The organism is Guyparkeria sp., from assembly GCF_046540515.1.
Taxonomy (GTDB): Bacteria; Pseudomonadota; Gammaproteobacteria; order Halothiobacillales; family Halothiobacillaceae; genus Guyparkeria.
On sequence record NZ_JBKHFB010000061.1, the window covers coordinates 1 to 11,062 of the forward strand.

Here is an 11,062-nt window from a genome sequence, read left to right on the forward strand (position 1 = left end):
TGGTGGGCATCGAGCAGACGCGGCTCGACCCAGTCAAGACACTCGGCCAGGGAATGGAACGGCGTCTCTGGCACGTGGCTCTCCTCCAAGGAATCTCTGCACGAATCGATGCACGTTGCGTCGGCGGATGCACTATCTTCCGGGCATGGTACTCATTTCGAGGACAGGATCTGATCATGGAAACTAGTGTCGCCACCTTCGCGGCCGGCTGTTTCTGGGGCGTCGAGGACCGTTTTCGGCAGATGCCGGGCGTGATCGACGTGATCTCGGGTTACACCGGCGGGCACGTCGACCACCCCGACTACCGTAGCGTGTGCAGCGGCGAGACCGGGCATGCCGAGGCCGTTGAGATCCGCTTCGCCCCGGACCGGGTCGACTTCGAGACGCTGGTGCGCGCCTTCTTCGCCATGCACGACCCGACCACCCCGAACCGCCAGGGACCGGATGTGGGCACCCAGTACCGCTCGGCGATCTTCACCCACGACGACGAGCAGCGCGCCATCGCCCAACGGGTCCGCGACGAGATTCAGAACGCCATCGACCGCCCCATCGTCACCGAGATCACCCCGGCCTCGACCTTCTGGCCGGCCGAGGACTACCACCAGCGATACCTGGAAAAGCGCCGCGCCGGCGTGCTCTGACGCCACCCCATCGATACGCGAGGAGTCCACGATGCTCGAACTTCCCTTTGGCGGCCTGCTCGGCCTGATCATCCTCTTCCTTGATATCTACGCGATCATCAAGGTCGTCCAGAGCTCGGCCTCGGCGGGGGTGAAGGCGCTGTGGATCGTGATCATCCTGTTCCTGCCGGTCCTCGGCCTGATCATCTGGCTGCTGTTCGGCCCCAAGGGGTAACGCTCGGGCGTGAAGCGCCGGGGGTGACGCCATGGGCGAGGTACGCACGAAACGGGTCTACGACCCGGCCGAGCGCGACGACGGCTACCGGGTGCTGGTCGATCGCCTCTGGCCACGGGGTGTGAAAAAGCAGGATCTTGCCCACGACGAGTGGCTGAAGACGGTGGCCCCGTCCGGCGCCTTGCGCCGTTGGTTCGGGCACGATCCGGAACGGTTCGACGAATTCTCGCGCCGGTATCGCCGGGAACTGGACGGCAACGAGGAAGCCGACCGACTGGCCGAGATTGCCGCCGAGCGGCCGGTCACCCTGCTCTACGCGGCGAAGGACCGCGAGCACAATCACGCGCTCGTGCTGGCCAATTACCTGAACCGGAAAAAGAGCCGCGACTGAGGGGTCTCAGCCGCGCAGGCCGATCCCCTTGCGGAACAGCCGCAGTGCGTAGAGGTAGGCGAGCAGGATGCCGACGGCGAGAATGGCGTAGGTACTCCACACCGGTACGTCGCTGATGCCGAGCATGGCATAGCGAAAACCGTTGATGATGTAGAGCACCGGGTTGTAGAGCGAGGCCTGCTGCCAGAACTCCGGGAGCATGTTGATCGAGTAGAACACCCCGCCGAGATAGGTCAGCGGGGTGAGCACGAAGGTCGGCACGATCGAGATGTGATCGAAGTGTGTGGCGTAGATCGCGTTGATCAGACCGCCCAGGGCGAACAGGATCGAGGTCATCAGCGCCACGCCGAACAGATTCAGCACGCTGTGGACCGAGAGCTCGGCGAACAGCAGAGCCACCAGCGTCACCGCCCCGCCCACGGTCAGCCCCCGGGCCACCCCACCGGCCACGTAGCCGATGATGATCAGCCAGTTGGGCATCGGCGAGACCAGCAGTTCCTCGACGTGACGCGCGAACTTCGCGCCGAAGAAACTCGACACGGAATTGGCGTAACTCTGGGTGATCACCGACATCAGGATCAGCCCGGGCACCAGGTACTCGATATAGCGCACCCCGTCGATCTCGCCGATGCGCGGCCCGATCAGGTGGCCGAAGACCACGAAGTACAGCGCGGTCATGATCATCGGCGGCAGCACGGTCTGCACCCAGATGCGGCCAAAGCGCAGGATCTCGCGGGTCAAGAGCATGACGAAGGCGTTCCACGCACCTCGCGGCGTCAGTCCCAGGGCCTTCTCATCCGGGCCCTGCTGTTCGAAGGCGTCGCTTTCGGAACGGAGGCTCATGAACGGTCCTCGACGTTGGTGGCACGAGTGGCGGCATCGTCATCCTGTACCAGGCGCAGGAACAGCTCCTCGAGACGGTTGCTCTTGTTCTTCATGCGCTCGATCACGATACCGTGGCCGCGCAGCACGTCGAACACGCCGGTCAGTTCCTGGCCGCGAGAGAGATCCACCTCGATGGTCTCCTCGTCGACCAGGCGCGAGCCGACCACCGGCATCTCGGGCAGGGATTCGACCGGCTCGCGGGCGTAGAGGACGAACGTTTCCTGCGAGAGCTTGGCCAGCAGGTTGCGCATCGAGGAGTGCTCGACGATCCGCCCCTCGTTGATGATCGCGATGTTGCGGCACAGGGCCTCGGCTTCCTCGAGGTAGTGCGTGGTCAGGATGATGGTCGTGCCCTGCCGGTTGATCCGGGTCAGGAAGTCCCACATGCCGCGGCGCAGCTCGATGTCCACGCCCGCGGTCGGCTCGTCGAGGATCAGCATGCGCGGGCCGTGCACCAGGGCGCGGGCGATCATCAGCCGGCGCTTCATGCCCCCGGAAAGCGCCCGGGCCATGCCCTCGCGCTTGTCGTACAGGCCGAGCTGCTTCAACAGCTCGTGGGCGCGCTTTTTCGCCGCCTTGCGGGTCATGCCGTAGAAGCCACCCTGGTTGATGACGACCTCCTCGACCGGCTCGAACTGGTTGAAGTTGAACTCCTGCGGCACCACGCCGATCTGTGATTTCACCCAGGCGCGGTCGCGGTCGAGGTCGTGACCGAAGACACGCACGCTGCCGGCGGTCTTGTTCACCAGCGAGCAGAGGATGCCGATGGTGGTCGACTTGCCCGCCCCGTTGGGGCCCAGCAGGGCGAAGAAGTCGCCCTCGGCGATGGAAAGCTCGATGCCCTTGAGCGCGCGCGTGCCGCCCTCGTAGGTCTTTTCCAGCCCGTGGATCTCGACAGCCTTGTTCATGACGTTACGTTGCTCATGCGGAACTCGCGATGCATTGACTCGTGAAACGGCAGGGCCAGCGAGGTGCCGTGACTCGAGAGCGACTCAGCGATCGGCCGAGGGTAGATGCCAGTGGTAGCGAATGCCCAGGCCGCGGACCGCCAGCGTCACCAGGAATCCCAGGACAACCGCGGCAATCGGCCATTCCAGCCAGTGGGCGAACAGAACATAGACGATCCCGCCGACCAGGGCGGCCGAGGCGTAGATCTCGCGGTGCAGCAAAAGCGGCGGTTCGCCGGCCAGCACGTCGCGGATCAGCCCGCCGAAGGCAGCGGTCATGATACCCATCATCACCGCGATCATCGGGTTGGCCTCCATCGATAGCGCGATCTGGGTGCCGATGACGCAGAAGGCCGCCAGCCCCACGGCATCGGCCCAGGGCAGCCAGTTGGCGCGCTGGTGAAACGGCTTGCTGGCGTAGAAGGTGACGATCGCGGTGACGGCGGTAATCACCAGGTACTCCCACTGGGTCAGCCAGAAGACCGGGCGATCGAGCAAGAGATCCCGCAACGTGCCGCCACCGATGCCGGTGACCGTGGCGAGGATCAAAAACCCCATCAGGTCCATGCGCTTGCGATCGGCCACCAGGGCGCCCGTGACGGCGAACACCGCCGTCCCGAAGTAATCCAGCCCCTGCAGCATCTCCCCGATCATGGCCCGTCTCCCGTATCCAGCCTGCCCTGCCCCGCCGATCCGGGCGTGGAGGACCGCGCAGGATAGCCAGTCGGCCGCCGGGAAAAAAGCCCCGCCCGCCGAACCCGGACTGTCGACGGCAATTCCCCAGCATTCTACTCGGGGGACGAGGCGAGGCGGGTGACGCTAGACTTCTCGGCCCCTTTACAGCTTTGCCGACCACCGCCCATGAGCCAGACCGAGATCCCGTTCGACCCCGACCTGATCCGCCGCTACGACACCAGCGGACCGCGCTACACCTCCTACCCCACCGCGGTGCAGTTCCACGGCGGGTTTGGCGAGCCCGACTACCGGGCCGCCGCCGCGCGCTCCAACGCGACCGGCGGGCCGCTGTCGCTCTACGTGCACATCCCGTTCTGCGACACGGTCTGCTACTACTGTGCCTGCAACAAGGTGGTCACCAAGGACCGCGCCAAGGCGCGCCCCTATCTCGAGGACGTCTACCGCGAGATGGCGCTGCAGGCCGAGCTGTTCGACGCCGGTCGCCCGGTCGACCAGCTCCACTGGGGCGGCGGCACGCCCACCTTTCTCTCGCACGACGAGATGCGCGAGCTGATGCGCAAGACCGGCGAGCACTTCGCGCTCAAGACCGACGATTCCGGCGAGTACTCGATCGAGATCGACCCCCGCGAGGCCGACGCCGCCACCATCCGCCTGCTGCGCGAGATCGGTTTCAACCGCATCAGTCTCGGCGTGCAGGACTTCGACCCCGACGTGCAGAAGGCGGTCAACCGCGTCCAGAGCTTCGAGGAGACCCGCGAGGTGGTCGACACGGCCCGCGCCGAGGCCTTCCACGGGGTGAGCATCGACCTCATCTACGGCCTGCCGCATCAGTCACGCGAGCGTTTCATGAAGACCCTCGACCGGGTGATCGAGCTCGATCCCGACCGGCTGTCGATCTTCAACTACGCCCACCTGCCGCAGCGCTTCAAGCCGCAGCGGCGCATCGCCGGCGAGGACCTGCCCAGCCCGGCGGAGAAACTCGACATCCTCGGCTCGACCATCCGCTACCTGCAGCAGGCCGGTTACGTCCTGATCGGCATGGACCACTTCGCCAAGCCCGACGACCCGCTCGCGATCGCCCAGCGCGAGGGTACGCTGCAACGCAACTTCCAGGGCTATTCCACCCACGCCGAGTGCGACATGGTCGCCATGGGCGCCTCGTCGATCAGCCAGGTGGGCGGTGCGTTCAGCCAGAACGTCAAGGAGCTCGACCGTTACCACGAGGCGCTGGCGGCCGGTCGATTGCCGATCGAGAAGGGCGTGGCGATCACCGAGGAAGACGTGCTGCGCCGGCACGTGATCACCGAACTGATCTGTCATTTCCGGCTGTCGATTTCCGAGGTCGAGGCCCGCTTTGACATCGATTTCGCCACGCACTTCAGCGATGCGCTCGCCGAGCTTTCCGACATGGCGGCCGACGAGCTGGTCACCATTACCCCCGAGGAAATCGAGGTCCAACCCCGCGGACGCCTGCTGATCCGCAACGTGTGCATGGCCTTCGACGAGTACCACGGCACGCTCGACGGCCAACGGTTCTCGAAAGTGATCTAAGGCTGTGACGGCCCGCTACCGCGGCCGCACCGGCGGGCGCGCATCGGCGCGCTCGGCCACCAGCCACGGGCCGATGACGATCAGCATGACGAGATAGACCAGCGCCAGCCCGCCGGCGGTGAGCGCAAGCCAGGCGGGCGTCAGGCCCGGCCAGATCGACAACAGCGGGCGCACCATCACCACGGCCAGCAACCCGACCAGCACCGGGCGCAACGAGCGCGGCAGGTGAATCGGCCGCCCCGTGTGCCCGGCACTGACCCGCGTCATCATGCCCATCGCCATCACCGCCAGCATGCCGAGCCCCAGCACATGCACCGGTCCGTCCAGCCCGCCCGCGGGCAGTCCCGCCAACACCACCGCCAGCCACGCCAGTCCGACCAGCACCACTGCCACGCCCAAAAACAGCAGCCAGAGCATCGGCTCGGCGAGCACCAGCCGGTGCCACCAGCGCATCAGGGCATAGCCGCCGGTGAAGAAAACCACGCCGGCGATCCCGGCCGCGACCAGCGGCGCGGTGTTGGGCAGTAATGGAGCGGCCAGCATGGCGACCAACATAACCAACGGCCCACCACCAAGAATGGCCGCCACGTAACGCCCGGTGCGCCGGGGCGCAATGTCCAGCCGATTGGCCGAGAACGGCGGCACCACGCGTTGGGCGACAAAAAGCAGCATCGCCACGACCGGCAGCAACCCCAGCCACCCGTGGATGCCGGCCAATCCACCGTCGTGCCGCTGCACGGCGAACAGCGCATCGGCCAACACCATGCCGGCCAGCGCCAGCACGAACAACAGGTTGTGCCACTGCCGGGACAGCAGGATCAGGCGGGCGACGACGAACAGTATGCCCAGCTCGGCGGCCATCGACAGGAGATAGGGCCACAACGGGTCGGCACCGACCAGGAGAAAGGCCAGCCGCGCGGCGATCCAAGTACCCAGCACCGCCAGCAGGCCGACCGGGTGCCAGGCGCGCAGGCCGGTCCAGTTCTGCGCGGCGGTGGTCAGGAAACCGGCGACCAGCGCCATGCCGACGCCGAAGACCATCTCGTGGGCGTGCCAGCGCCAGTCGAGCCGACCGCTGCCGAACACCCCCTGCGTGGCCGCGCCCCACCCCCCGACGATCCAGACGCCGGCCCACAGGGCCATCGCGATCGTCGCGAACCCCAACATCAGCAGGAACCACGGCCGAAACCCGACCGAGAGCACGGGCCATTGACGCCAGTCACGCATGGACGTTACCCCGCCAGCCGCGGTGATGGAACGACTCGCACCGAATGCGATCGAGTTGTCCGGCCCGCACCTCGTCTTCGGGGCACTGCAGCAATGCCTCGCGGCCGATCGATTCCTCGGTGGCGAAATGGGCCGCCAACTCGTCGCGTCGTCCGCCCAGGTCACCACGCAAGTCGGCATCCGGACCGTCCCGCTGCAGGCGCCATCGGATCGTGCAGGGGCTCCCCTGGGCCAGGCGATGATCTCGGGATAACGACCGGAGGATGTGGTGGCGTTGCATCGGGGCTCTCCCGAGTGACTGGTACCGGCCGGTCAGAATATGCATACTGTGCGCATATTACAAACCACGCGCCCCGAACCCTCGCGATAGCGGATACCATGCAGCTCAATCAACAGACGGATTTTGCCTTTCGGCTCCTGATGTACCTCGCGGATCAGTCCGTCCGTGAGGTCGAGACCGATGACCCGGCCCGCCCGTCGGGCAAGCCGGCGGCCCTCCCGACGATCCGGGGAATCGCCGACTACTTCGGTATCTCCTACAACCACCTGATGAAGGTGGCCAACGCGCTCGCCGCCCGCGGCTACATCAAGGCGCGACGCGGCAAGGGCGGCGGGCTGACCCTGGCCCGCCCCGCCGGGTCGATCTCGCTCGGCGCCGTGGCACGCGACATGGAGGGTCACTGGGACCTGGTGGAATGCTTCAACGAGGGCGGAGACTGCCGCATCGCGCCAAGCTGCCGGCTCGCGCCCATCCTAGGCGAGGCACTGGATGCCTTCTGGGGGGTGCTCGATCGCTACTCGCTGGCCGACATTGCCCACCTGCCACCGGATGACCTTCCCCTGACCTTCCATCGCCACGCACCGCGGGACATTCAGTAGGCGTTTGCCCCCACGAACGCACCGCCCGGTCAACGCCCGGCATGCGGTCGTCTCGCCCCCACGAACACGCTAGCCGCCGGCAAGACGCCCCTCACCACACGGGACGAATCAGGGCGAGCCTCATGTCGGTTAAAACCGCATGACAGCGGCGTTACAGGGCCATCGGCCCGCCGCCTCGACCGAGCTGACCGGTTGAGCTTTGCGCCCCATGCCCTATAATGGTCGCTCATTTATACGGACCTGATCGCGGCTGGAAACGTAACGCGGACAGGCAAAACGGCATGACGATTCATTTTCGTGAACCGCGCCTCGAGGATGGGGGTCGGATTCACCAACTGATCCAGCGAGCGGGCACGCTCGACCTCAACTCGGCCTACCTCTACTTCCTGCTCGCGGACCACTTCCGCTCGACCTGCGCCATCGCGGAAAACGGCGATGACCTCGTGGGTTTCGTCACCGCCTACCGCCTGCCGGACAACCCCGACACCCTGTTCGTCTGGCAGATCGGCGTCGACGCCTCCGCCCGCGGCCAGGGCGTCGCCTCCCGCCTGCTTGGCGCCCTCCAGGAACGCGACTGGTTCGGTGACATCAAGCGCATCGAACTGACCATCGCCCCCGACAACCCGGCTTCCAAGGCCCTGTTCACGCGCTGGGCGGAAAAGCTGGGACGCTCGATCCGCAGCGAGCCCTACCTCTCCAGCGAGCTTCTCGGCGATGGCCACCAGCCGGAAGACCTCTACGTCATCGATCTCTGATCCACGCCGACGCCGGCCGCAATTCAAGTGGCCGGCGGCAGCGCATGCGCCTATCATCTTTTTCACTTTTCACGCTCAAGACGAGGACCTGTGATGAACATCGACCTGTTCGAGAAATACGAGTCCAACGTTCGCGGTTACATCCGCTCGTTCCCGACCATTTTCGTCAAATCCAAGAACGCCACGATGTGGGACCATCAGGGCAAGGCCTACATCGACTTCTTCGGTGGCGCCGGCTCCCTGAACTACGGCCACAACGATCCGGCCATCAAGCGGGCGATCATCGACTTCATCGAGCGTGACGGCGTCACCAACGCGCTGGACAAGGCGACCGACGCCAAGTACCTGTTCATCAAGAAACTGCAGGAAACCATCCTTCAGCCGCGCGGTCTCGACTACAAGGTCCAGTTCGTCGGCCCGACCGGCACCAACGCCGTCGAGACGGCGCTGAAGCTGGCGCGCAAGGTCAAGGAGCGCTCGAAGATCGTCTCCTTCACCAACGCCTACCACGGCCACACCCTGGGCGCGCTGGCCGTCACCGGCAACGAGTTCTACCACGACGATTTCTACGGCGTGCCGCTGAACGTCACCAAGATGCCGTACGACAACTACTTCGACCCGACCGGCGAAGGCCAGATGGACAGCATCGACATGATGCGCCAGTACTACGAGGACGCGAGCTCCGGCTATGACCTGCCGGCCGGCATCGTGGTCGAGACCATCCAGGGCGAAGGCGGCATCAACGTCGCCTCGGTCGAGTGGCTCAAGAAGCTCGACAAGATGTGCAAGGACCTCGACATCCTGCTGATCGTCGACGACATCCAGGTCGGCAACGGCCGCACCGGCAACTTCTTCAGCTTCGAGCGCGCGGGCATCCAGCCGGACATCGTCACCATCTCCAAGTCGATCGGCACCGGCCTGCCGATGGCCATCGTCTTGATGCGCCCGGACATCGACCAGTGGTCGCCGGGCGAGCACACCGGCACCTTCCGCGGCAACTCGCTGGCCTTCGTCGCCGGCGCGACCGCCCTGGAGCGCTGGGAAACCGACGAGTTCTCCAAGGAGATCGTCGCCAAGGGCGAGAAGGTCGAGGCGCGCTTCCAGGCCATCGCCGAACGCCACAAGGATCTGATCTCCGACGTCCGCGGTCTGGGCATGATCTGGGGGCTCCAGTCCGATGCCGAGGACTTCTGCAATGAAGTCTCCGCCGAGGCGTTCAAGCGCGGCCTGCTGGCCGAGACCGCCGGTGCCGACGATCAGGTGATCAAGTTCCTGGCGCCGCTGACCATCAGCGAAGCCGAGCTGAACAAGGGCCTGGATCTGCTCGACGAGTCCGTCGACGCGGCCGCAGCCGCTCGCAAGGGCTGATATACCCGAACGACGCTGCCCCGTCTCGACCGACGGGGCCCTCAACCAGTTACGGAGTCAAACATGCTCGTACGTTATCTTGACCGGGACATCATCGGCACGGACCGCGAAGTCGAAGCGGAAAACGGCAACTGGGTCAGTCGCCGCCTGATCCTGGCCGACGACAAGGTCGGCTTCTCCTACAACGACACCATCATCCGTGCCGGGACGGAGACCTACATCCACTACCAGAACCACATCGAGGCGGTCTACTGCGTCGGTGGAAACGGGGAAATCCACGACATCAACAACGATGTCACCTACCCGATCCGCGACGGGATGATGTATCTCCTCAACGACCCGGCAGCCGACAAGCACTACCTGCGCGGCGGCAGCGAGGACATGCGTCTGATCTGCGTGTTCAACCCGCCGCTGACCGGCCGTGAGGTCCACGACGAGAACGGCGTCTACCCGGCACTCAGCCTGGACGACTGATCACGACCGACTATCGGTGGGCCAGCCGGCTGGCATGAAACGACGAAACCCCGACCTGTCCGCAGGGCGGGGTTTTTTGCTGTCGTGCTGAGGTTTTCGTTCAGGGGTAGGCCGCCTCCCGGCCGAAGTGCCGGGTCAGCAGGTAGTAGACGACAGCTCGATACTTGTGCCGATTGGATCGACCGTACTGGTCGAACACCTGGTTCAGTGCCGCATCGAGCTCGGGGCCGTCGGTCAGGCCCAGCTTCTTGACCAGAAAATGCGTCTTGATGCTTTCGACCTCGCCCGAGTCACTCGCCGCGACAATCGAGGCATCGGCGTTGTAAACCGCCGGCCCCAGCCCGGCGACTACACGCTCCAGCAGGTCGCGATCCGGGGTCTCGCCAAATTTCTCCCGAATCTCCTGTGCGTACTTTTCGACCAGTTCATCCCGACTGCTCATGGCGATTCCTCCGCGTTGTCCATGACCACGCCCACGACTCACCCGTGTGACGGTTCGTGCAACGACACACGACACCTTTAGATAGGCCAAGTAAGCGGTGTTGACAACGTTGGCAAGGCTGGCGACTCGGACGACGTCATGGGGTGGGTGATCATGAGTCAGCCATGAATCAACCGGGGTTTTCACCGGGCTCGAACTGGCGCTGACGGTTGATGTGCATGATCAGGACCATGCCCTGGGAGGGGTCATCGTCTCGACGTGCCTCCTTGACCTGGACAACCAACCCCTCGACGATCTGGCGGATGCCCAATTTCTCGTCGGCATAGCGGCGCATGATCACCAGCCGCGCCCCTTCCTTGATCCACGTCAACGGCAGTTGCTGGCTGTAACGCGGCACGATCAGGGCCAGACGCTCCTTGGCGAAGAAATCGAGGTAGACCCCCTCTAGGATCCGAATGCCTCGCTCGTGGGGGTTGAGCGCTCGCACCTTCTCCGGAAGCGCATTGCGACCGTTGCGGTTATCGAGACTCATGTCATCCGCGCCGACCTCCTTGAGGTACTCCTCGGCGGCACGGATCTGTTCCTCGGAATA

15 protein-coding genes are annotated in these 11,062 nt (G+C 65.1%); 8 read left to right on the forward strand and 7 right to left on the reverse strand.

All coding sequences use genetic code 11. The features are described 5' to 3' along the window. Positions 1–176 precede the first annotated feature (176 nt). From msrA to ACLFRM_RS07580, 3 genes are read left to right on the forward strand one after another with little or no spacing between them, the layout of a single operon-like run. Positions 177–641 carry a peptide-methionine (S)-S-oxide reductase MsrA gene (gene msrA / locus ACLFRM_RS07570; protein ID WP_410755131.1) on the forward strand — a complete coding sequence of 155 codons (465 nt, stop codon included), beginning with the start codon at positions 177–179 and terminating at the stop codon, positions 639–641. 31 nt (positions 642–672) lie between these two features. Continuing rightward, positions 673–855: a PLDc N-terminal domain-containing protein gene (locus tag ACLFRM_RS07575; RefSeq protein ID WP_410755132.1), complete on the forward strand. Its 183-nt coding sequence runs from the start codon at positions 673–675 to the stop codon at positions 853–855. Positions 856–886: 31 nt separating this feature from the next. Beyond that, positions 887–1,246 (forward strand): DUF488 domain-containing protein, encoded by a 360-nt coding sequence (locus ACLFRM_RS07580; protein ID WP_410755133.1) that lies wholly within the window; start codon positions 887–889, stop codon positions 1,244–1,246. Positions 1,247–1,252: 6 nt separating this feature from the next. On the opposite strand, the gene ACLFRM_RS07585 is transcribed toward ACLFRM_RS07580, so the two are convergent. The 3 genes from ACLFRM_RS07585 to ACLFRM_RS07595 all read right to left on the reverse strand — a co-directional run bounded on the left by ACLFRM_RS07585 (position 1,253) and on the right by ACLFRM_RS07595 (position 3,732). Beyond that, entirely contained in the window at positions 1,253–2,026 is a 774-nt protein-coding gene (locus ACLFRM_RS07585) for an ABC transporter permease (protein WP_410755145.1), read from the reverse strand. A gap of 59 nt (positions 2,027–2,085) precedes the next feature. Beyond that, entirely contained in the window at positions 2,086–3,039 is a 954-nt protein-coding gene (locus ACLFRM_RS07590) for an ABC transporter ATP-binding protein (protein WP_410755134.1), read from the reverse strand. Positions 3,040–3,123: 84 nt separating this feature from the next. Beyond that, positions 3,124–3,732, reverse strand: coding sequence for a trimeric intracellular cation channel family protein (locus ACLFRM_RS07595; RefSeq protein ID WP_410755135.1), 609 nt, complete (start codon positions 3,730–3,732; stop codon positions 3,124–3,126). Between the two features lie 207 nt (positions 3,733–3,939). On the opposite strand from ACLFRM_RS07595, the gene hemN reads away from it, so the two are divergent. Continuing rightward, positions 3,940–5,325: an oxygen-independent coproporphyrinogen III oxidase gene (gene hemN / locus ACLFRM_RS07600; RefSeq protein WP_410755136.1), complete on the forward strand. Its 1,386-nt coding sequence runs from the start codon at positions 3,940–3,942 to the stop codon at positions 5,323–5,325. Positions 5,326–5,340: 15 nt separating this feature from the next. On the opposite strand, the gene ACLFRM_RS07605 is transcribed toward hemN, so the two are convergent. Together ACLFRM_RS07605 and ACLFRM_RS07610 are read right to left on the reverse strand one after the other, a co-directional pair. Then, positions 5,341–6,552 (reverse strand): NnrS family protein, encoded by a 1,212-nt coding sequence (locus ACLFRM_RS07605; protein ID WP_410755137.1) that lies wholly within the window; start codon positions 6,550–6,552, stop codon positions 5,341–5,343. Next, positions 6,545–6,832 (reverse strand): hypothetical protein, encoded by a 288-nt coding sequence (locus ACLFRM_RS07610; RefSeq protein WP_410755138.1) that lies wholly within the window; start codon positions 6,830–6,832, stop codon positions 6,545–6,547. The genes ACLFRM_RS07605 and ACLFRM_RS07610 overlap by 8 nt, the downstream gene beginning before the upstream one ends. 98 nt (positions 6,833–6,930) lie before the next feature. On the opposite strand from ACLFRM_RS07610, the gene ACLFRM_RS07615 reads away from it, so the two are divergent. From ACLFRM_RS07615 to ACLFRM_RS07630, 4 genes are all read left to right on the forward strand, one after another. Next, positions 6,931–7,431, forward strand: coding sequence for an RrF2 family transcriptional regulator (locus ACLFRM_RS07615; RefSeq protein ID WP_410755139.1), 501 nt, complete (start codon positions 6,931–6,933; stop codon positions 7,429–7,431). A gap of 281 nt (positions 7,432–7,712) precedes the next feature. Continuing rightward, positions 7,713–8,186 carry a diaminobutyrate acetyltransferase gene (gene ectA, locus ACLFRM_RS07620; protein ID WP_410755140.1) on the forward strand — a complete coding sequence of 158 codons (474 nt, stop codon included), beginning with the start codon at positions 7,713–7,715 and terminating at the stop codon, positions 8,184–8,186. Between the two features lie 93 nt (positions 8,187–8,279). Next, positions 8,280–9,554, forward strand: coding sequence for a diaminobutyrate--2-oxoglutarate transaminase (gene ectB / locus ACLFRM_RS07625; protein ID WP_410755141.1), 1,275 nt, complete (start codon positions 8,280–8,282; stop codon positions 9,552–9,554). Positions 9,555–9,617: 63 nt separating this feature from the next. Then, positions 9,618–10,028 carry an ectoine synthase gene (locus ACLFRM_RS07630; RefSeq protein ID WP_410755142.1) on the forward strand — a complete coding sequence of 137 codons (411 nt, stop codon included), beginning with the start codon at positions 9,618–9,620 and terminating at the stop codon, positions 10,026–10,028. Between the two features lie 100 nt (positions 10,029–10,128). On the opposite strand, the gene ACLFRM_RS07635 is transcribed toward ACLFRM_RS07630, so the two are convergent. Together ACLFRM_RS07635 and ACLFRM_RS07640 are read right to left on the reverse strand one after the other, a co-directional pair. Further along, entirely contained in the window at positions 10,129–10,470 is a 342-nt protein-coding gene (locus ACLFRM_RS07635) for a DUF2853 family protein (protein ID WP_410755143.1), read from the reverse strand. A gap of 169 nt (positions 10,471–10,639) precedes the next feature. Beyond that, the coding region (locus ACLFRM_RS07640) for a hypothetical protein (protein WP_410755144.1) at positions 10,640–11,062 on the reverse strand (423 nt) is incomplete at its 5' end.